Source organism: Citrobacter sp. RHB25-C09 (assembly GCF_013836145.1).
GTDB lineage: Bacteria > Pseudomonadota > Gammaproteobacteria > Enterobacterales > Enterobacteriaceae > Citrobacter_A.
This window is the reverse complement of record NZ_CP057483.1, coordinates 3,702,767-3,722,780: the sequence shown is the minus strand read 5'-3', so window position 1 is coordinate 3,722,780 and position 20,014 is coordinate 3,702,767. Positions and strand designations below refer to the sequence as shown.

Sequence of the window (20,014 nt, the reverse complement as noted above, 5' to 3'; positions counted from 1 at the left end):
AGACTGACATCCAGTAACCAAAGCGGAGCGGCTGTCAGAGGCTACTCCATCGCCACCTTTATCGCCTCGCCAAGCTGTTGCATCACCTGCTGATGTTTCTCGTCTGGCGACAACGCACAGTTAATGCGCACGCAGTTACGGTATTTTCCGGAGGCGGAAAAAAGTGAACCTGGCGCGACCTGAATTTTCAGGCGGCAAAGCTGTTTGGCAACGCAGACCATATCAACCTGCTCGGGTAATTCAACCCACAGCAGAAAGCCACCTTTTGGGCGGGTAATGCAGATGCCACAGGGGAAATATTCCCGTACCCAGCAGGTATAGATATCAATATTACGCTGATAGATCTGGCGCATCCGGCGAACATGGCGGTGATAATGCCCTTCCCGGACAAACGCCGCTGCGGCCAGTTGAGTGGCGGGGACATTGGTACCGATAACCGCATATTTCATGTGCAGCAGCTTGTCATGATAGCGACCCGGTGCGACCCAACCGACTCGCAGACCGGGTGCCACAGATTTGGTAAAGGAACTGCACAGGATCACCCGACCGTCAATATCCCAGGAGTGGATGGTTCGTGGGCGAGGATAGTCCGAGGCCAGTTCGCCGTAGACGTCATCTTCAAAAATGACGATATCATGGCGCTGGGCGAGGGCCAGAACCGCTTTTTTCCGCGCGTCCGGCATGATAAATCCAAGCGGGTTATTGCAGTTGGGGACCAGAATCACGCCTTTGATCGGCCACTGCTCCAGCGCCATTTCCAGTGCTTCTATGCTGATCCCCTGCTCTGAATCAGTGGGGATTTCAATCACTCTTATCCCTAAGCCGCGTAGCAATTGCATGGTGCCGTAATAGGCCGGAGATTCGACGGCGACAATATCCCCCACCTGACAAACGGCCAGCAGCGCCAGCGACATTCCGCTCTGGCTGCCGTTGGTGATCACGATATCATCGGCGTTAACGACCGAACCATCGTCAAGCATCAGTCGCGCAATCTGTTGACGTAATTCGCGACAGCCAGGCAGTTCGTCATAGCCCAGTACTGTCCCCTGATTATGCTGCGACACCCGGCTTAATTCTCGCCACAGAGGTTTTAAGCTGGGCTGGCTGACATCGGGGACGCCGCTGCTAAACGGAATGATGGATTTGTCGTGATGACCTGCCAGCATATCCAGCACCTGATCCCACTGGGTGATTTCAACGGGACGCTGTACTGGTCGTGACATAGGAGGCGTTGGCGGTTGCGCCTTGCGAGGCGCGACAAAATAGCCCGAACGCGGCTGTGGGGTAATGAGCTGCAGCGTTTCGAGCGTCTGGTACGCCTGTTGCACGGTACTGATACTGACCCCGTGCTCCTGACTCAGGCTTCGCACCGACGGCAATTTCTCCCCGTGACGATACAGACCTTGCTCAATACGTTCAGCCAGTAAATTGGCCAGATGCTGATAACGCGCCATGCTGTATCCCTCGTGGATGCCATACAGATACAAAAACCAGTACAGACAGATGCAATATTTGCTGTGCAGATACTGTTTTAACCAATCTGTATGTTAAATAAAAGTGTTTTGTGAGTCTGTATTGTTCCTCCGCAAAAGCGCCAGAATAACGTCATTGATGAGGCGGGGAGGTACAGCATGGAATTTCACGAGAACAGAGCGAAACAGCCGTTCATTGGCTTTGTACAGGTCTGGCGAGCAATACAACGATGGCGGCTGCGGGCGCAAACAAGACGCATTTTGCAGCAGATGAGCGACGAGCGGTTGAAAGATCTGGGGTTAAGGCGGGATCAGGTTGAGTAACGGCAGGTTGGCTAACTGTCAGCCGCATTGCCGGATGGCGGCTTCGCCTTATCCGGCCTACGCGTTGCCAGGCCCGATAAGCGCAGCGCCATCGGGCAATTGATGATAATTACTTCTTCAACCCGGCGAACGCGGCGCGGATCTCTTCTTCCGGCAGATTAATACCGATAAATACCAGGGTGCTGTGTGGCTGTTCATCGCCCCACGGACGGTCCCAGTCGGCGCTGTAGAGGCGTTGGACGCCCTGAAACAGCAGGCGGTTTGGCTCGCCGTCAATCCACAGCATGCCTTTGTAACGTAACAGCTTTTCCGCAGATTCCAGCAGCAGGTTTTCCATGACTCGCGATACTTCACTGATGTCTACCGGGTAGTCTAATTCCACCACAATTGACGAGATATCGTTTTGCTTGTCGGCGATAAAATGGAAGCGTGGTTTGGCGCTGACCACGTTCTCTTCGAGCATAAAGCCGTTGGTGTCGAACAGCAGGGAGAGATCGATATCGCCATGCGTTACGGTGTACACCGGGGCACGGGCGTTGATGCGCGCCAGGCGCTCACGCAGTTTTTCGCTATCGCCTGCGACGTCGGTTTTGGTCAGCAGAATGCGGTCGGCATAGCCCACCTGCGACTGAGCGATGGTGAACTGGTTCATCTGTTCATCCGCGTGAACGGTATCAACCAGCGCAATGACGCCGTCCAGCAGGTAGCGCTGGCAAATCACTTCATGGGAGAAAAAGGTCTGAATGATCGGCCCGGGATCGGCCATGCCGGTGCACTCAATGACCAGACGGTCGAAGTTGATGTTGCCTTTGTCAAGGTTATCAAGCAGGTCTAACAGGGCGTCTTCAAGTTCGTTCGAACGGGTGCAGCAGATGCAACCGTTGGTCAGCGTTTTGATCTGGGTAGCACGATCGCCAATCAGCTGATCGTCTACGGAAACTTCGCCGAATTCATTTTCGATAACAGCAATTTTATAGCCGTGCTGTTCGTTAAGGATGTGGCGCAACAGGGTTGTTTTACCTGCGCCCAGAAAACCGGTGAGTAGGGTGACTGCAATCGGGGTCATTCACTTCTCCTTCTAACAGCAGCGCATGCCGCCTTTACCGTCGCCGCCGTAGCGCGCCTGCTGGCGCTCGCGGAAGAATTCTTCATAGCTCATGTACGGCTTATCAGGATGGTTGGTCTGCATATGCTCGACGTAGTTGTCGTAGTCTGGAATGCCAATCAACATCTTCGCCGCCTGGCCGAGGTACTTTTTAGCCTGCCCTAAGTTACCAAACATTCTGCCGTCCTGTTAATGATTAAAGCCGGATGGCGGCTAACGCCTTATCCGGCCTACTTTATTGCGGAACGCATGATTTGTAGGCCGGGTAAGCGTAGCGCCACCCGGCATCAGGTTTAGTGATGTGAAGAGGTCTTCACGCCGCCTTCAGGAACCGGAACGTACGGAGTTTCTTTATCGGTACGTTTGTCCACGTTGCGCACTTTCAACCAGGTCTTGAAACCGTAGAAGATAATGCTGTACACCACCACCAGGAACAGGATACTCAGGCCTGCGTTGGTGTAGTTGTTAACAACGATGTGGTTCATGTTGGCAATCTGCTGGGCGGTCAGTTCGCCGCCGTTAGCAATCTTCTCTTTGTACTGGTTAGCCATGTAGAAGAAGCCTTCCATCTGCGGATTGGCGCTGAACAGTTTCAGACCCAGTGCCCAGGTGGTGCAGATCAGCAGCCATACTGCAGGGACGACGGTGACCCAGATGTATTTGGTGCGCTGCATTTTAATCAGTACCACGGTGCCCAGAACCAGCGCCACGGCAGCCAGCATCTGGTTAGAGATACCGAACAGCGGCCACAGGCTCTTCACGCCGCCCAGCGGATCGACCACGCCCTGATACAGCAGGTAGCCCCACAGACCCACACAGCCCGCAGTACCGATAATGCCCGCAACCAGAGAGTCGGTTTTCTTCAGGAACGGTACGAAGTTACCCAGCAGGTCTTGCAGCATAAAGCGGCCAGAACGGGTACCCGCATCCAGTGCGGTCAGGATGAACAGCGCTTCGAACAGAATACCGAAGTGGTACCAGAAGCCCATGTCAGCCATCGGCAGTACTTTATGGAAGACGTGTGCAATACCCACAGCCAGCGTTGGTGCGCCACCCGCGCGGTTCAGTACGGACGGTTCGCCGATGTCTTTCGCCGTTTGCAGGATCTGCTCAGGTGAAATCACGAAGCCCCAGGAGCTCACGGTCGCGGCCGCATGTGCCGTCACATCTTTCAGTTGCGCCATAATCAACGGCGCGTTCTCGCCACCCATTTCATGCAGGTTTGGCATGGTGATGCCAAGGCCAGCAGGCGGGGTGTTCATCGCGAAATACAGACCCGGTTCGATGATGGATGCCGCAACCAGCGCCATAATCGCCACGAAGGATTCCATCAACATCGCGCCGTAGCCGATGAAACGCGCGTCGGTTTCACAGGCCAGCAGTTTCGGCGTGGTACCGGAGGAGATCAGGGCGTGGAAGCCAGATACCGCACCACAAGCGATGGTAATGAACAGGAACGGGAACAGTGCTCCTTTCCACAACGGACCGGTGCCGTCGATATACTGCGTCATCGCTGGCATTTTTAGCTCTGGGTTCAGGATCACGATACCCAGCGCCAGGCCGACGATAACGCCGATCTTCAGGAAGGTAGCCAGATAGTCGCGCGGTGCGAGAATCAGCCATACCGGCAGCAGCGCAGAGATAAACGCATAGCCGATCAGGGCGAAGGTAATGGTGGTGTCTTTAAAGGTCAGCGCCGGGCCCCAGTAAGGGTCGTGGGCAATCACGCCGCCGAAATAGATGGAAGCCACCAGCAGAACGATACCGATTACTGACACTTCACCCACGCGTCCTGGACGCAGGAATCGCATGTAGATCCCCATGAACAGCGCGATAGGCACCGTAGAGCAAACGGTGAATACACCCCACGGGCTTTCGGCCAGTGCTTTTACCACGATCAGCGCCAGCACGGCGAGGATGATGATCATGATTAAGAAGCAGCCGAACAGGGCGATCGTCCCCGGTACCGGGCCCATCTCTTCTTTGATCATCTCACCCAGAGATGCGCCGTTACGGCGAGAAGAGATAAACAGCACCATGAAGTCCTGCACTGCACCGGCCAGCACTACGCCCGCCAGCAGCCACAGGGTACCCGGCAGGTAGCCCATCTGTGCTGCCAGAACCGGCCCCACTAACGGACCTGCACCGGCGATAGCGGCGAAGTGGTGACCGAACAGCACGTAGCGGTTGGTCGGGACATAGTTCAGGCCATCATTATTGATGACCGCAGGCGTCGAGCGTGTAGGGTCGAGCTTCATCACCTTCTGGGCGATGTAAAGGCTGTAGTAGCGGTAAGCCACCAGATATACCGACACGGAAGCAACCACGATCCACAGTGCGCTGACGTGTTCACCCCGACGTAAGGCCACTACCGAGAGGCAGAAGGCCCCGATGATCCCGAGGATCACCCAGGGTATGTGCTTGAATATCTTTTTAGTATCCATAGTAAAACCTGGTTTTTTAAGATTAAAAATTGGCCGAAGCCGTTTGGTTGAGTTGCGTTTGAAGAGGTAAATGGACTGCTATGCTGTGGGGATCTTGCCAGATCATCGCGCGCGTAAAGTTCAGTAAATATGTGAGTGGTCAAATGCAGAGTTAAGCGGTCAGGAGTGTCAGTAAGCGGTAAAGGAGATCGCAATACCGATGCAATTATGTGATTGAGATCACAATAGAAAGTTTGCCAGCGAATCGAGATTAGCGTCTACGCTTATTGCCGAAAACCTTATAAGGAGAAGAACATGGAAACAGTAAACCTCGCAATATCGGAGGCTTACGCGCTGGCACGCGACGTGCTAAGCAAGAATGGGTTTAGCGCTGAACACGCCGATGCGATCGCGCGTAACGTGACGGCGGGAGAGCGGGACGGCTGTGCGTCACACGGGCTGTGGCGGCTACTGGGGATCGTCGAAACGCTGCGAAAAGGGAAAGTCTCTGCCGATGCGCGGCCAGTGATTATTGACCAGGCCCCGGCGATTGTTAAAGCCGATGCAGGCGGCGCGTTCTCGCTGGTGGCCTACGAGCAGGCGCTGCCGTTGCTTATCAGCAAAGCCAAAGCGTGCGGGATTGCGGCGCTGGCGATCAACCGCTGCGTGCATTTTTCCGCGCTGTTTGCGGACATCGAACCGCTCACCGATGCCGGACTGGTCGGCTACGCCTGTACGCCAAGCCACGCCTGGGTTGCGCCGGCGGGGGGCACGCGTCCGCTGTTTGGTACCAACCCGATTGCCTTCGGCTGGCCGCGTAAAGGTAAGCCGCCCTATATTTTTGATATGGCGACCAGCGCGGCGGCGCGGGGTGAGATCCAGTTACATCATCGTGCAGGAAAAGCCATTCCTGAGGGCTGGGGGATTGACCAGGAAGGCAAACCTTCTACCGATCCGCAGGCGGTGCTAAACGGCGCGATGCTGACCTTTGGCGGCCATAAGGGATCCGCGTTTGCCGCGATGGTGGAGCTGCTTGCCGGGCCGCTTATTGGCGATATGACCAGCGCCGAGTCTTTGGCCTGGGATGAAGGTGCGGGCGGTTTACCCTACGGCGGCGAACTCATTCTGGCGCTCGATCCTACCCGCTTCCTGGGCGAAGAGGCTGAAATACACCTTGATCGGGCGGAAACGTTGTTTGCGGCGATGCAGGATCAAGGCGCACGTCTGCCGGGCGAGCGACGCTTTACCTCACGTGAGAAATCGCAACTGGAAGGGGTGACGATTACGCGTTCCCTGTTTGATGATATTTCGGCGCTATTGTAGAGATCAGGCGAGGCGTACTGCCTCGCCAGCCATTGCCAATATCAGAAAAGCGTATCCAGCTCTTCCAGTACGGTGTAATCGTCATCTGTCAGCAGCAGCGTTTTCCACTTATCGAAGGTCAGGCAGGGATGTGAAGTACCAAATATCAAAATATCACCGACCTGAACGTCACTTTTTGCACTGATTTGCAGCATGCAATGTTGATCCATAATGCCAACGCTGCGGACCGTTTGGGCATCGAATGGCAGTCGCTTTCCATCACGGTAGTGGGCAATGGGTTGAGGTAAGCCCGCGTCGAAAGCACAGTCTCGCTTGCCGAAATTGACCACCGCGCGATTCTGCTCAGGCACGGACTGCACCAGTGCAACGAGTTCCAGTGCCGAGGTGAGATCGCCAGCCAAATCGCAGGCGATACGATCGCGCGCCTTCAGTTGCTGCTGGGCGTCATCATAAATTCCCAGGTCATGAGTGATATAGCAACCGGGACGGATTACGATTCGGCAGTTTTTGGGTTTGTCCGCTGCAAGCCAAATGTTGCATACCACATCGTACCAGACGGTTCCTGCCCCGGTGAGAATAAACTCACCTGTAACGTATTTTTCCATATCGCAGGCAAGCCGTGCGGCTTCGCGCAGAAGAGTTTCCACCTGCGGTTGTGCATCGTCACCATGTAATACCCCTTCGTACAGTTCCAGCCCGCGAAGTCGAAGGGCGGGATACGATGAAATTTGTTCAGCCAGCGTCAATGCGGCATGTGTACCGCGACAGCCGCAGCGTCCACCGCTTACGCCAAGCTCGATCATCACGTCCAGCGTTTGCTGGCGCTGCGTAAAAAAGGCTGAAAGCGCACGGGCGTTCTCCAGACTATCGACGCAGCAGATGAATTCTGCTGTCGGATATAGCTCTTTTAACTGAGAAATCAGCAACATATTCGCTTTCCCCACGAGCTGATTCACCATCAGTATGCGCTGAATGCCGCTCGCCATTGCGGCACCCGCCTGCCACGCGCTGCCTACGCCGATTGCCCAGGCTCCAGCCTCCTGTTGTGCCTGAAAAATCCGTGGCGTCATCGTGGTTTTACCGTGTGGGGCCAGGGAAACGCCGCGGGCATCCGCATAGCGCTGCATCCAGTCAATGTTGTTCTCAAGCGCCGATTTTTTGATGACGGCTGCAGGCAGGCAGACATCTTCTGCCACGACGCAGGCGGGCATTTTCATCAGTGCGGCTTTATGGGGTACTCGCGTTCCGTTTTGGTATTTCATAACATCAACCTTTTTGGTTTTAACGCCGTTTCGGATAGTGGTATCAAATTTATTTTATTGAAAATAAATAAATAAATTATTGCTTTGTGGTTTTTATGAATAAAAGTATCAGTAATTGATATGGATTTTGCGTAGTTTTCCACTGTTTTTAACTCCTGTAAATGGTTAACTTGTCGACACAGCAGAAAGGAGTGAACAAAGATGATGGTTGACTGGTTATTCAAGAATGTGACGGTAATCGACGGCAGCGGGGGTCCTCAATATCGCGGTGATGTCGCAGTGGCCGGCGATCGGATTGTAGATATCGCGCCGTCACTGAACGTCGATGCTGCACAGATCATTAACGGTGCAGGGCAGGTGTTGGCACCCGGTTTTATCGATGTTCATACCCATGACGACATCAATGTCATCCGCATGCCGGAATATTTACCGAAAATGAGTCAGGGCATTACCACGGTTATTGTCGGGAACTGTGGGATCAGCGCGGCGGCGGCAACCATGAAAGGTGCAGTGCCCGACCCAATGAACCTCCTGGGCGAAGCGCAGCATTTTATTTACCCAACAGTTGAGGCTTATGCCCAGGCGGTAGAAGCAGCCAGGCCCGCCCTCAACGTAGGGACACTGATTGGTCATACTGCGTTACGCAATAACCATATGGACAATCTTTTTCGTCCGGCAACCGTTTCTGAAATCACCGCTATGCGTAACGATCTCCGCGAGGCGCTGAAACAAGGCGCTCTTGGGATGAGTTCCGGGTTGGCGTATGCCACCGCATTTGAGTCAACGACGGAAGAAGTGATGGCGCTGGCCGAAGAGCTTTCGGAGGCGCAGGGCGTTTACACGACCCACTTACGCTCAGAGTTTGAACCCATTCTGGAGGCGCTGGACGAAGCATTTCGCATAGGCCGCCATGCGCAGGTTCCGGTTGTGGTTTCCCACCATAAATGCGCTGGGGCGAAAAACTGGGGGCGAACGAAAGAGACGCTGGCATTTTTCGACAAAATGCGAGCGCAGCAGGAGATTGGCTGCGACTGCTACCCCTACTCAGCGAGTTCCTCAACGTTGGATCTGAAACAGGTTACCGACGAGTTCGACATTGTCATCACCTGGTCAGAACCTCATCCGGATCAGGCGGGCAAAAAGCTTCAACAAATCGCCGATGACTGGCAGATGAGTATGTTGGAGGCGGCAAAATTACTGATGCCTGCCGGGGCTATCTATTACAACATGGATGAGCAGGACGTGCGTCGCGTGCTGAGCTATCCGGTGACGATGATCGGTTCTGACGGTCTGCCAAATGACCCCATGCCGCATCCTCGTTTATGGGGGGCATTTCCCCGCGTGCTGGGGCATTACTGCCGGGATGAAAGGTTATTTCCACTGACCATGGCGATACACAAAATGACCGGCCTTTCCGCCGCCCGTTTTCAATTGCCGGAGCGTGGGCTAATTAAGACCGGTTACTATGCGGACTTGGTGTTACTTGATCCGCAAACGGTGCGGGATGTCGCAAGTTTCTCCGATCCGCAGCAGCCTGCGGATGGGATCAATGCAGTAATGGTCAATGGCGTAATGAGTTACGGCCGCGACAAACATATTATCGGCCGCGCGGGTCGTTTTCTGCGCCGCCAGTCCCAGTCTGGTAAGGAGTAAAAATGAGCATTAAACGTTACGGTACGGAAGGTGGAACGGGCACGGGTGGTCAGCATTTACCGTTTGCCAGAGCTGTTGAAGCGGGCGGGTGGCTCTATGTGTCAGGTCAGACCCCAATGAAGAATGGCGAAGTCGTAGAGGGAGGGATCGTCGAACAGTCTCGCCTGGCGATTCAGAACTGCGTCGATATCATGACTGAAGCGGGCTACACCCTGGCAGATGTGGTACACGTTAAAGTGATCCTCACCGACTCACGCTATTTCCAGTCGTTTAATAAGGTATTTCGCGAGTTTTTTGGTGAACATCCGCCAGCCCGTATTTGCTGTGTCGCCGATCTGGTTGTCGATTGCAAAGTAGAAGTGGACGTCACCTGTTTTAACGCGAACCGAATATAGTCCTAAAAAATAAAATTGCGATCGTTTCTGAGCGCTGAATTCATTCAGCGCTCCGGGCACGCTTACATCATTTTCTTACTACTGGCAGGATGTGAATAATGAACAGTGATATCTTTTTAATCGGCTTTATTATTTATGCCATCGCTATGATTTGGCTTGGCTGGTATGTATCTCGTAATCAAAAAAGTGGTGAAGATTTCCTGCTGGGAGGCCGTTCGCTGCCGTTATTTCTGACACTTGGATCAACGGTGGCGACCATGGTAGGAACGGGTTCCAGCATGGGGGCTGTAGGTTTTGGTTATAGCAATGGCTGGGCCGGAATGCTTTATGGTATCGGCGGTGCAGTCGGGATATTGCTGGTTGCCTGGCTGTTCGCGCCGGTGCGTAAACTGCGCTTTATGACGATGAGCGAAGAACTTTCGTATTATACCGGCGGTAGCCACATAATAAAAAATATTGTCGGCCTGATGATATTTATCGCTTCGATTGGCTGGTTAGGTGCCCATATTTTGGGGGGCAGCATGTATCTTGCCTGGGCTACCGGAATTGATCTGACGCTCGCAAAATTAATTATTGCAATGGCGTTTGCAATCTACGTCATTATTGGCGGTTACTCGGCGGTGGTCTGGACCGATACAATCCAGGCGCTGATTCTGTTTTTTGGCTTTATTTTGATGGCGATTCTCGCGGTGGTACACGTCGGTGGCTGGAGCGCTATTGAGCAGGCGATGGATCCCAGAGCGCTGAGCTTTTTCGCGATTGATAAAATGGGAGCCTTGCCCGCACTGTCCCTGGCGATGGTGATCGGCGTTGGAGTACTGGCAACACCGTCTTACCGTCAGCGAATCTACTCAGGTAAAGATGTCTCCTCGGTGCGTCGCTCATTTGTTTATACCGGCGTGCTGTATCTTTTCTTTTCGATTTTACCGGCCATTATCGGGATGGCGGCGTTCGTGATGAATCCCAATCTGGAAAACAGCAATTACGCATTCCTGTTTGCCACCAGTTTCCTTCCCTCAATACTGGGTCTGGTGGTCTTAATTGCTGGACTGTCGGCCACGATGTCATCTGCCAGCTCCGATGCCATCGCCGCCGTTGCCATCATGATGCGAGACGTCTACACCATCGTGACGGGCAGAATGCCGCCAGAGCACCGTGCCATTACGCTGTCCCGCTGGATGCTGACCTTTGTGATAGGACTGGCGCTGGTTTTCGCACTGACGTCTAACGACATCATTAGTTACATCACCAAAATGATCTCCATGCTGATGTCAGGTCTGTTTGTCTGTTCGATTCTGGGTCGCTTCTGGTTGCGCTTCAACTGGCAAGGCGCGTTGACGGCGTTGCTCAGCGGCATGCTGGTTTCTATTGTGATTCTGGTTAATCCAACATGGCTGGCATTTTGGGGAAATCCTTGTATTCCTTCGGTTCTCGGCAGCCTGGTTTCCGCCGTCTTTGTGACGTTAATGACGCCAGCCAGCAAAGTCAGTCGTGAAGAAGCGCTGGCGATGATTACGAATGAACGGGAAAACCAGAGCGTCGCAGCGGTGGGTGGAAAGGTGGAAAAGGCATGAACCACGAAAATTATATTGCGGTTGACTGGGGGTCCACCCACCTCCGGGCGTGGCATGTTCAGCAGAACGAAATCAAAAACCAGCTACAGGTCGCGATGGGCGTAACGCGCCTGGGCTCGACGAACGCGGCGGAGGTTTTTGCTCAGTATATTGCTCCCTGGCGTGATGCGCTTGATGTGCCCGTGGTGATGGCCGGGATGATCGGCAGTGAGGCCGGATGGAAGTCTATTCCCTATGTTAGCTGCCCCGTCTCCCTGGTTTCTCTGGCGCAACATCTGTGCCCGGTGGGTGAACAGATATGGATTGTCCCAGGCCTGAAAGTGGAAGAGGCCGATGTCAGCAACGTGATGCGGGGCGAAGAGACGCAATTGCTCGGCGCTTCTCAGCTCTCTCCATCTTCCTGGTACGTCATGCCCGGAACCCACTGCAAATGGGTTCAGATGAATGAAGGACAGGTCGTGCATTTTGAAACCGTCATGACCGGTGAGTTGCACCATCTGTTAATGACCCATTCGCTTCTGGGGGCGGGACTCCCGCAGCAGGAATCGGATGAGGCCGCGTTTGAGCAAGGGGTGCAAAAAGGCCTTCAGTCCCCCTCGATCTTACCCCGACTGTTTGAAACGCGGGCAGCATGGGTACTGAATTCGCTCCCCCGCGCGTCAGTCTCTGACTTCTTATCCGGCTTGCTGATCGGGGCCGAGGTCGCCGCACAATGCCACGCCTGGCAGCCATCATCGGTGACGCTGGTCGGAAATCAGTCGCTGACTACGCGTTATCAACAAGCTTTAAGCCGGGCCGGGATCGGCGTTCAGTGTTGTGATGGTGATGCGGCATTTCTCCAGGGTGTAAGGAGCATTATTTATGCAGGACAATAAGTTAGTGGCCATTCTGCGCGGCATTACACCGGCAGAGGTTGACGATCATGTTGACGTCTTACTGGATGCCGGGTTTCGCTACATTGAGATACCGTTAAATTCTCCAGACTGGCAGTTAAGCATTCCTCGGGCGATTGCCAGAGCAGGTAGCAGGGCGATGATTGGCGCGGGTACGGTCTTAACGTCGGCACAGGTGGATACGCTGGCGGAGATGGGGGCCAGGCTGATTGTGACCCCCAATATCCAGCCCGCAGTCATTCGCCGTGCGGTTGAGCACGGCCTGCTGGTGTGCCCGGGGTGCGCGACAGCGACCGAAGCGTTTAATGCCCTTGAGGCTGGCGCACAATGGCTGAAAATTTTCCCCTCGGTGGCGTTTGGCCCGGACTATATTCGGGCGTTAAAGGCTGTTCTCCCGCCAACGATTCCTGTGCTGGCGGTTGGCGGTGTGACTCCCGATAACCTGGCCGAGTATTTAGCAGCAGGCTGTGCAGGCGCAGGCACCGGGGGCGATCTATACCGCGCCGGGCAAAGCGTTACCCGAACCCAGGAACAGGCAACACGCTTTATGAACGCCTGGCGTGCGGCTCTTTAATCACCCAGCGGTTGGCGGTTGGCCCCGCCGCGATGGCTGTCTAAAGCCAGTTTGATACGACGCAGGCGATCTTTCGCCTGCGCTTTATTTGCCATCGCCAGTTCTGTCGCCAGGACATCCACCATCGCCAGCATAGCGTAGCGCGATGGACTGGGCTTAAAGATGTAGTCATTCTCCTCAACCAGCAGTGGCAACACCAAATCGGCCTGTTCTGCCAGCGGTGTTTGCGCAGGCGTAATCGCAATCACTTTTGCGCCGTATTGCCGGGCGATTGCGGCGCTTTCGAGGATTTCTGGCGTATATCCGCCCAGCGACAACACAACAACCACATCCTGAGGGGTGACCGCAGAACACATCATGCGCATCATGAGTGCATCATTTTGACTCACGACCGGTAGGCCGAGACGGAATAAGCGATACTGAATCTCTTGTGCGCAAATCGTTGAACCGCCGCCCGTTCCGATGGCAAGGATCTGACGCGCCTGGCTTAGCCAGTTGACGGCCTGACTGAGGGTTGTTGTGTCAAGAGAACGGCGATTCGTATCAAGCACGCTGATTATAGATTCGTAAATACCCTGAATGCCTTCGAGATCGGGAACGTCAAGAATAAACCGTTGCCCTACCGCCAGCGACTGGGCCAGCTTAACCTTTAACTCTCTTACGTCTTTGCATCCCAGCGCACGGGCAAAACGGGTGACAGACGCCTGGCTGGTATCCGTTAAGCGCGCCAGTTCGGCAATAGGCAGTTCAACCGCGGTTGCAACATCATCAAGAATAAACTGCGCGATTCGTTTTTCCGTGGCGGTTAACGCCAAAAAGCGCTCGGTAATGCAGGAAATAATGTCGATTGTATAAGCCATAGCGAAGCACACGGTGACAGGAGAATGGTACTTTGTACCATAAAAAAGCATTCAGAGCCGCTGGCTTCGTGAAACCGATGAAAACAGTCAGTTGTAAATATTCCCTATTGCCAGTTAGTTAAGCAAATTACCTGATGCTCTCCTGTCTTTTCCATAAAGTTTTCTTATTCCAGGCCGACAACCAGAGTATCTGTCTAGTGGAAAGAGAAAACATGTTAAAACGTATCAAAATTGTGACCAGCCTGATGCTGGTTTTGGCATTATTTGGCCTTTTACAACTCGCATCCGGTGGTTTGTTCTTTAACGCGTTAAAGAATGACAAAGAGAACTTCACCGTATTGCAGACCATTCGCCAGCAGCAGTCCACGCTGAATGGCAGTTGGGTTGCTCTGCTGCAAACCCGTAACACGCTCAACCGCGCGGGTATTCGCTACATGATGGATCAGAACAACATCGGCAGCGGCGCGACCGTTGCGGATCTGATGCAGATTGCCAGCGTATCCCTGAAACAGGCGGAGAAGAATTGGGCAGATTACGAAGCGCTGCCGCGCGATCCGCGTCAAAGTGAGGCGGCGTCTGCTGAAATCAAACGTAATTACGACATCTATCACAACGCGCTGGCTGAGCTGATCCAATTGTTGGGCGCCGGCAAGATCAATGAGTTTTTTGATCAGCCCACCCAGGGATATCAGGACGGGTTTGAGAAGCAGTATGTGAACTACCTGCAGCAGAACGACCGTCTGTATGACATCGCTGTTGCTGATAACGTCAGCTCTTATAGCCAGGCGATGTGGATTCTGGGTAGCGTTCTTTTCGCCGTGCTGGTGGTGATTGTTGTCGTCTGGTCAGGGATCAAACTAACGCTTCTCGCACCGATGAACCGTCTGATTGACAGTATTCGTCATATTGCCAGTGGCGATCTGGTGAAGCGTATTGATGTCGAAGGCACGAATGAGATGGGCCAACTGGCCGAAAGCCTGCGCCACATGCAGAGCGAGCTGATGCGCACCGTGGGAGACGTACGTAACGGGGCGAACGCTATTTATAGCGGCGCAAGCGAAATTGCGATGGGTAACAACGATCTCTCTTCCCGTACCGAACAGCAGGCCGCTTCTCTGGAAGAAACGGCTGCCAGCATGGAAGAGCTGACCGCTACCGTGAAGCAGAACGCCGAAAACGCCCGTCAGGCGAGCCATCTGGCGCTGAGTGCTTCTGAGACGGCCCAGAAAGGCGGTAAAGTGGTCGATAACGTGGTGCAGACCATGCGCGACATCGCTTCCAGTTCGCAGAAAATTGCCGACATTATCAGCGTGATCGACGGCATTGCTTTCCAGACTAACATTCTGGCGCTGAACGCAGCGGTCGAAGCCGCACGTGCGGGCGAGCAGGGGCGTGGATTTGCGGTGGTAGCGGGTGAAGTACGTAACCTGGCACAGCGCAGTGCCCAGGCGGCGCGTGAAATCAAGAGCCTGATTGAAGACTCGGTAAGCCGCGTTGACGTCGGTTCTACGCTGGTAGAAAGCGCGGGTGAAACCATGGATGAGATCGTGAATGCGGTGACACGCGTGACCGATATCATGGGTGAAATCGCTTCGGCATCCGATGAGCAGAGTCGCGGGATCGATCAGGTGGGGCTGGCCGTGGCTGAGATGGATCGTGTCACTCAGCAGAACGCCTCGCTGGTAGAGGAATCTGCCGCCGCAGCCGCTGCGCTGGAAGAACAGGCCAGCCGACTGACGCAGGCTGTTGCCGTGTTCCGTATCCAACAGGAACAGCAGCGTGCACGTGAAATGAGCTTCGTGAAACCTGCTTCCACACAGGTACAACCCCGTAAGACCGCTGTTGCGGACGCCGGGGACAACTGGGAAACGTTCTAAACCTGTGATGCCGGATGGCGCTGTCGCTTATCCGGCCTATGGGGTACGTTACGGCATTCTGTAGGCCCGATAAGGCGTAGCCGCCATCGGGCAATTAACGTAACATCAGGCGCATGGCGCAGCGTGACTCAAACGCCAAACCTTGCGCCGCTTCCTCTTCTCTTTTCTGGCGCAGCGTTGCGGGAAGCGTCTCGTCAGCCAGCATTTCAAATCCCAGTCGCGCGTACCATAAGGCATTCCATGGCACATCACGGAAGGTGGTCAGCGTGAGTGACGTAAAACCTTTCTCGTGCGCCTGTTCAGTCACATAGCCAATCAATCTGCGGCCAATTCCTTTTCCCTGCCACGCCATATGCAGTGAAAGTTCAGCAATAAACAGCGATGAGCCCAGCGTTTCGGCAACCAAAAAACCGACAGGGTGCTCGTCGACCAGCGCCAGCCAGCTCATACCGGCCTCGGCGTAGGCCCGGTGCTGCGCCTCACCGATAATGGTGTCATCGGCAATCCAGGCTAAATCCGGGACGTCTAAAAATCGCCGACCTGCCGAACGCTCAATGGCGGGCAGGGCGGCGATATCAAACAATGTGGTTGGGCGACAGAGTATTTTCATCTACTCAGTATATCCCTTTCACTCCTTGCGCGGATCGCTGATGGGGTGACGGACAAAGAAAATGTAGGCCAACGCCCCGACGACGGTGACGCAACCGCAGATGATCAGTGCCAGGCGGAATGAGTGCGTCGTATCCACGATAAAGCCGGTCACAATGGGCGCGAATGAAGCGCAGATGAAGCTGGCAAAATTCTGGATACTGCCAACGGAGGCGGTCATACGCGAGGCGACAGCAACGTGGATCAGCCCCCAGCAGGAGGTGCCGGCAAAATGAATACAGAACAGCGCCATGCCAATCAGCAGTACCGCGCTCATTGACGTGGTAGCGCTCGGCACCACGAAAGTGAAGGCCGCAGAGCAAAACATCCCGGCAATAATGCAAATCTTGCGGCTCTTAATGGGTTGCATTCCGCCTTTTACCAGCCAATCCGTAACATAACCGTTGACCAGCATCCCGGCCGCACCGAACAAAAAGGGGATCGCTGCCATCAGCCCGGTACTTTTTAAATCCAGATTGTAGGCAGTTTGCAGATAGCCCGGTAGCCAGGCCAAATAGAGCCACGCGGTGTAGTTAATGCCGCTAAAGCCCAGCATCATCCCCCACATGGTACGGTTGCGAAACAGGCTGCGCCATTCGGCAAAGCTGAGCGGATCGCGGCGGGCATTAACGCTCCCGGCATTCAAATATGCCTGCTCAACGGCGGTCAACTCGACCTGTTCGCGGTTGCGGTACAGCATGTACCAGCCGATGGCGAGAAAAATCCCCAGTACGCCGATGGTGATAAACATCCCGCGCCAGCCCATGACCAGCATCATCGCCGCGAGGATCGGTGGGCTTATCGCCACGCCGATGGTGGACGCCGCGTTAAAAATGCCCATCGGACGGCCACGCTCTTTGATGTTGAACCAGTCGTTAATCACTTTAACGCCACACGGGTTCATCGGCGCTTCGCCAATCCCCATGCCAATACGCACCAGTACGAACTGGGTAAAACTCTGAACCATGCCGGAGAGCGCCTGGAACAACGACCAGAAGAACATGCCGAGGCCCAGCATAATGCGCGGGCCTTTGCGATCCAGCAGTGGGCCGCAGGGCAGTTGCGCAATGCCATAAGCGAGTGAAAACACCGACAACAGGGCGCCGATCTCCGTGGCGGTGAGGCCTAACTCTTCACGAATAGTGAGATTCGCCACCGAAAGTGAACTGCGATCGAGATAATTAATGACCGCTGCAAAAAATAACAGGATCATTGCCGTTGTCTGAATACGTTTAATTCGGCTACTGCGTTGTACCATACCCTCCGGCGGGACGGTAATATCCGCAGGGGTTGGTCTGGTAAATGAAGAACGCGGGTCGAGGGTAATATTCTCTTTTTCCACGCCGGACTCCTTTAATGTTTTATTATTCTCTTTGCATTTTTAATACGCAGAGTGGGTTTTAACGACCGGTGAAGTATTATTTGCACCCGGTACTCACGAAGGTTTTTAAATATAGTCGACCGATCGTGAGCATAGGTAAGAGATATTTTTCTCGCGTTTTTATTTTGATAAAAGCGTGCAGTTGCTTCCGATTTCCTGTTTTTAATCGGTACTTAATAGGCACTCTGTACACTCTGATCTATCGAGCGAATCATCGATTGTTTAGCAGAATTCAAATGGTTACGCAGTGCGAGGGTCGCATCAAGGTCGCTGCGACAGATCAGCGCGCTAAGAATGGTCATATGCTCGTCTATGGCGATGATATTGCGCTGTTTGAGATCGCTCTCATCCCACTGGTAGTGGAAATGAAAGATCACTGAAATGATTTCAAGTGATTGATTAAAAAATATATTGTCTGCGGCGGAAAGCAGCAGCGCGTGAAAATCACGGTCTAATTGGGAAAATTTACGGAAGCTGCTGCCGATGCTATCGCGCAATGCTCGGTGACGTTCCAGCAGGGTTTTGGCTTGTAACCATCGAGGGTCCTCATGGGGTAAGTTGAGAAAGTGCTGTAATGCATGGGTTTCCAGCATTTCCCGAAGCTCAAAGAGCTGTTCGGCATAGGCCTGATCGAACTGCTTCATACTCCACTGACCACGTTTTTCACTTTGAATCAGATTGTAACGCTCGAATTTTAATAGATATTCCCGCACTACGACCGGGCTGACGCCTGCCGTGCGCGCCAGTTGCAGTTCGGAGAACGTCTTCCCCGGTAGCAACTGACGTTGGTGAATCAGGGTGAAAAACGCCTGCTCAAAAATGCGATTTTGTTCCGCCATCGACGCGGAGGTACAGGCGAAGCCATCCTGCTGAGTCGGGCGACGGGTAATGACAAAGTCGCTTGCCACTTGCGTCAGAACACCGCAGGCACAGAGGTGACTCAGGATGTGGCGCACGGTTGTTCGGCTAATGTTGTACATTTCGGCCAGCGCGCTTTGTGATGGCAGGGGGGAGGGGATATGGCCGCAGGCCATATCGTCGATGACTTGATTGATTACATTGTGACGCAAATTTTGTGAACGGCTCATAAATCTCTCCTTTTTCGGTATTAAAACCCGATTTAAAACAATTTAATGCGGGTAATTTCACAAACTGGCTGACTTGTTACGCGGCTATTTCTTTTTTCATCAATATCTGAAGCATCAAAGAAACAGGAGTACGTAATGATGTCTACAATGAATATATTGATTTGCCAACAGCCGAAAGAATTAATACATCAGACCCGAAGTATTCCGATTCCGGATAAAAATGAAGCGTTAATCAAAATTAAAAGTGTCGGTATTTGTGGGACAGATATTCATGCCTGGGGAGGTAATCAGCCTTTTTTCAGTTATCCACGCGTATTAGGCCATGAAATATGTGGGGACATTGTGGCGGTTGGCGAAGATATTGCCGATTTACGCGTCGGTCAGCAGGTGGCGGTGATCCCCTACGTTGCCTGTCAGCAGTGTCCGGCCTGCCTGAGCGGCAGGACTAACTGTTGCGAAAAGATCTCCGTCATTGGCGTACATCAGGACGGTGGTTTTAGTGAATATCTCAGCGTGCCCGCGACGAATCTCCTGTTGGTGGAGGGAATTGAGCCAGTGGCGGCGGCGCTGATTGAGCCGTTTGCGATTAGCGCGCATGCGGTACGCCGTGGAGCGATTGCCGCCGGTGAGCAGGTTCTGGTCGTTGGCGCGGGGCCAATTGGTCTGGGTGCCGCTGCCATTGCTAAAGCGGACGGCGCGCAGGTTGTGGTGGCCGATACCAGTCCTGCCCGGCGCGACCACGTTGTCTCCCGTCTGGGAGTGACGGCCCTGGATCCCGCTGCCGGTGACTTTGTGGATCGACTGCGCGCGGCGTTTAACGGTTCTCTGGCGCAGAAAGTGCTTGATGCAACAGGCAACCAACATGCGATGAACAACACCGTCAATTTGATTCGTCACGGCGGCACCATCGTTTTTGTCGGATTATTTAAGGGTGACCTTCAATTTTCAGACCCCGAATTTCACAAGAAAGAGACGACGATGATGGGGAGTCGTAATGCCACTCCGGAAGATTTTGCCCGGGTTGGGCGACTGATGACAGAGGGCAAGTTGACTGCCGATATGATGCTGACGCATCGTTATCCGTTCAGTGGACTTGCCGAGGTGTTTGAGCAGGACGTGATCAACAATCGTGAGTTAATCAAAGGGGTGGTCACGTTCTGAT

General features: G+C 53.8%; 18 protein-coding genes. 9 read left to right on the top strand and 9 right to left on the bottom strand.

Going from position 1 to position 20,014, the window contains the following annotated elements; translation table 11 throughout:
• Positions 1-41: 41 nt before the first annotated feature.
• Positions 42-1,454, bottom strand: a complete 1,413-nt coding sequence (locus HVY19_RS17580; protein ID WP_181681762.1) for a PLP-dependent aminotransferase family protein — start codon at positions 1,452-1,454, stop codon at positions 42-44.
• A gap of 177 nt (positions 1,455-1,631) precedes the next feature.
• Between HVY19_RS17580 and HVY19_RS17575 the strand changes: the two genes are divergently transcribed.
• Positions 1,632-1,796 carry a DUF1127 domain-containing protein gene (locus HVY19_RS17575; protein WP_181681760.1) on the top strand — a complete coding sequence of 55 codons (165 nt, stop codon included), beginning with the start codon at positions 1,632-1,634 and terminating at the stop codon, positions 1,794-1,796.
• A 109-nt stretch (positions 1,797-1,905) separates the two neighbouring features.
• Here HVY19_RS17575 and yjiA read toward each other — a convergent pair whose 3' ends face one another.
• The 3 genes from yjiA to btsT form a co-directional block, all read right to left on the bottom strand.
• On the bottom strand, positions 1,906-2,862 hold the full coding sequence (gene yjiA, locus HVY19_RS17570; RefSeq protein ID WP_181681758.1) for a GTPase: 957 nt from the start codon (positions 2,860-2,862) through the stop codon (positions 1,906-1,908).
• A 12-nt stretch (positions 2,863-2,874) separates the two neighbouring features.
• Positions 2,875-3,078 carry a YbdD/YjiX family protein gene (locus HVY19_RS17565; protein WP_024130742.1) on the bottom strand — a complete coding sequence of 68 codons (204 nt, stop codon included), beginning with the start codon at positions 3,076-3,078 and terminating at the stop codon, positions 2,875-2,877.
• Positions 3,079-3,194: 116 nt separating this feature from the next.
• Positions 3,195-5,345, bottom strand: a complete 2,151-nt coding sequence (gene btsT / locus HVY19_RS17560) for a pyruvate/proton symporter BtsT (protein ID WP_181681756.1) — start codon at positions 5,343-5,345, stop codon at positions 3,195-3,197.
• A gap of 294 nt (positions 5,346-5,639) precedes the next feature.
• Between btsT and HVY19_RS17555 the strand changes: the two genes are divergently transcribed.
• Positions 5,640-6,647 carry an Ldh family oxidoreductase gene (locus HVY19_RS17555; RefSeq protein WP_181681754.1) on the top strand — a complete coding sequence of 336 codons (1,008 nt, stop codon included), beginning with the start codon at positions 5,640-5,642 and terminating at the stop codon, positions 6,645-6,647.
• A 41-nt stretch (positions 6,648-6,688) separates the two neighbouring features.
• Here the strand turns inward: HVY19_RS17555 and HVY19_RS17550 are convergent, their stop codons facing one another.
• Positions 6,689-7,909: an amino acid deaminase gene (locus HVY19_RS17550; protein WP_181681752.1), complete on the bottom strand. Its 1,221-nt coding sequence runs from the start codon at positions 7,907-7,909 to the stop codon at positions 6,689-6,691.
• A 201-nt stretch (positions 7,910-8,110) separates the two neighbouring features.
• On the opposite strand from HVY19_RS17550, the gene HVY19_RS17545 reads away from it, so the two are divergent.
• The 5 genes from HVY19_RS17545 (at position 8,111) to HVY19_RS17525 (ending at position 12,998) form a co-directional block, all read left to right on the top strand.
• Complete coding sequence (locus HVY19_RS17545) at positions 8,111-9,562, top strand: D-aminoacylase (protein ID WP_181681750.1); 1,452 nt, start codon at positions 8,111-8,113, stop codon at positions 9,560-9,562.
• A 2-nt stretch (positions 9,563-9,564) separates the two neighbouring features.
• Positions 9,565-9,957 carry a RidA family protein gene (locus tag HVY19_RS17540; RefSeq protein ID WP_181681749.1) on the top strand — a complete coding sequence of 131 codons (393 nt, stop codon included), beginning with the start codon at positions 9,565-9,567 and terminating at the stop codon, positions 9,955-9,957.
• 98 nt (positions 9,958-10,055) lie between these two features.
• Positions 10,056-11,531, top strand: a complete 1,476-nt coding sequence (locus HVY19_RS17535; protein WP_181681748.1) for a sodium:solute symporter family protein — start codon at positions 10,056-10,058, stop codon at positions 11,529-11,531.
• A complete protein-coding gene (locus HVY19_RS17530; protein ID WP_181681747.1) occupies positions 11,528-12,406 on the top strand; it encodes a 2-dehydro-3-deoxygalactonokinase in 879 nt (292 codons plus the stop codon). The genes HVY19_RS17535 and HVY19_RS17530 overlap by 4 nt, the downstream gene beginning before the upstream one ends.
• Positions 12,393-12,998, top strand: a complete 606-nt coding sequence (locus HVY19_RS17525) for a 2-dehydro-3-deoxy-6-phosphogalactonate aldolase (RefSeq protein ID WP_181681746.1) — start codon at positions 12,393-12,395, stop codon at positions 12,996-12,998. The genes HVY19_RS17530 and HVY19_RS17525 overlap by 14 nt, the downstream gene beginning before the upstream one ends.
• On the opposite strand, the gene HVY19_RS17520 is transcribed toward HVY19_RS17525, so the two are convergent.
• A complete protein-coding gene (locus tag HVY19_RS17520; RefSeq protein WP_181681745.1) occupies positions 12,995-13,858 on the bottom strand; it encodes a MurR/RpiR family transcriptional regulator in 864 nt (287 codons plus the stop codon). The genes HVY19_RS17525 and HVY19_RS17520 overlap by 4 nt on opposite strands.
• 212 nt (positions 13,859-14,070) lie before the next feature.
• Here HVY19_RS17520 and tsr point away from each other — a divergent pair, with 212 nt between their 5' ends.
• Complete coding sequence (tsr, locus tag HVY19_RS17515; RefSeq protein ID WP_181681744.1) at positions 14,071-15,735, top strand: methyl-accepting chemotaxis protein; 1,665 nt, start codon at positions 14,071-14,073, stop codon at positions 15,733-15,735.
• 94 nt (positions 15,736-15,829) lie between these two features.
• On the opposite strand, the gene HVY19_RS17510 is transcribed toward tsr, so the two are convergent.
• The 3 genes from HVY19_RS17510 to HVY19_RS17500 all read right to left on the bottom strand — a co-directional run bounded on the left by HVY19_RS17510 (position 15,830) and on the right by HVY19_RS17500 (position 18,852).
• The gene (locus HVY19_RS17510; RefSeq protein WP_181681743.1) at positions 15,830-16,345 is read right to left on the bottom strand and encodes a GNAT family N-acetyltransferase; all 516 of its coding nucleotides are present in this window, start codon (positions 16,343-16,345) and stop codon (positions 15,830-15,832) included.
• A gap of 18 nt (positions 16,346-16,363) precedes the next feature.
• Positions 16,364-17,725 carry an MFS transporter gene (locus HVY19_RS17505; protein WP_181681742.1) on the bottom strand — a complete coding sequence of 454 codons (1,362 nt, stop codon included), beginning with the start codon at positions 17,723-17,725 and terminating at the stop codon, positions 16,364-16,366.
• Between the two features lie 212 nt (positions 17,726-17,937).
• Entirely contained in the window at positions 17,938-18,852 is a 915-nt protein-coding gene (locus tag HVY19_RS17500; RefSeq protein ID WP_181681741.1) for a GntR family transcriptional regulator, read from the bottom strand.
• A gap of 138 nt (positions 18,853-18,990) precedes the next feature.
• Here HVY19_RS17500 and HVY19_RS17495 point away from each other — a divergent pair, with 138 nt between their 5' ends.
• On the top strand, positions 18,991-20,013 hold the full coding sequence (locus tag HVY19_RS17495) for a zinc-binding alcohol dehydrogenase family protein (RefSeq protein ID WP_181684319.1): 1,023 nt from the start codon (positions 18,991-18,993) through the stop codon (positions 20,011-20,013).
• The last annotated feature ends 1 nt before the right edge of the window (position 20,014 follow it).

Bases quoted from the DNA above. Each gene is read 5' to 3' on its own strand.
- HVY19_RS17580 (WP_181681762.1), bottom strand. From the start codon at position 1,454: ATGGCGCGTTATCAGCATCTGGCCAATTTACTGGCTGAACGTATTGAG.
- HVY19_RS17575 (WP_181681760.1), top strand. From the start codon at position 1,632: ATGGAATTTCACGAGAACAGAGCGAAACAGCCGTTCATTGGCTTTGTA.
- yjiA (WP_181681758.1), bottom strand. From the start codon at position 2,862: ATGACCCCGATTGCAGTCACCCTACTCACCGGTTTTCTGGGCGCAGGT.
- HVY19_RS17565 (WP_024130742.1), bottom strand. From the start codon at position 3,078: ATGTTTGGTAACTTAGGGCAGGCTAAAAAGTACCTCGGCCAGGCGGCG.
- btsT (WP_181681756.1), bottom strand. From the start codon at position 5,345: ATGGATACTAAAAAGATATTCAAGCACATACCCTGGGTGATCCTCGGG.
- HVY19_RS17555 (WP_181681754.1), top strand. From the start codon at position 5,640: ATGGAAACAGTAAACCTCGCAATATCGGAGGCTTACGCGCTGGCACGC.
- HVY19_RS17550 (WP_181681752.1), bottom strand. From the start codon at position 7,909: ATGAAATACCAAAACGGAACGCGAGTACCCCATAAAGCCGCACTGATG.
- HVY19_RS17545 (WP_181681750.1), top strand. From the start codon at position 8,111: ATGATGGTTGACTGGTTATTCAAGAATGTGACGGTAATCGACGGCAGC.
- HVY19_RS17540 (WP_181681749.1), top strand. From the start codon at position 9,565: ATGAGCATTAAACGTTACGGTACGGAAGGTGGAACGGGCACGGGTGGT.
- HVY19_RS17535 (WP_181681748.1), top strand. From the start codon at position 10,056: ATGAACAGTGATATCTTTTTAATCGGCTTTATTATTTATGCCATCGCT.
- HVY19_RS17530 (WP_181681747.1), top strand. From the start codon at position 11,528: ATGAACCACGAAAATTATATTGCGGTTGACTGGGGGTCCACCCACCTC.
- HVY19_RS17525 (WP_181681746.1), top strand. From the start codon at position 12,393: ATGCAGGACAATAAGTTAGTGGCCATTCTGCGCGGCATTACACCGGCA.
- HVY19_RS17520 (WP_181681745.1), bottom strand. From the start codon at position 13,858: ATGGCTTATACAATCGACATTATTTCCTGCATTACCGAGCGCTTTTTG.
- tsr (WP_181681744.1), top strand. From the start codon at position 14,071: ATGTTAAAACGTATCAAAATTGTGACCAGCCTGATGCTGGTTTTGGCA.
- HVY19_RS17510 (WP_181681743.1), bottom strand. From the start codon at position 16,345: ATGAAAATACTCTGTCGCCCAACCACATTGTTTGATATCGCCGCCCTG.
- HVY19_RS17500 (WP_181681741.1), bottom strand. From the start codon at position 18,852: ATGAGCCGTTCACAAAATTTGCGTCACAATGTAATCAATCAAGTCATC.
- HVY19_RS17495 (WP_181684319.1), top strand. From the start codon at position 18,991: ATGTCTACAATGAATATATTGATTTGCCAACAGCCGAAAGAATTAATA.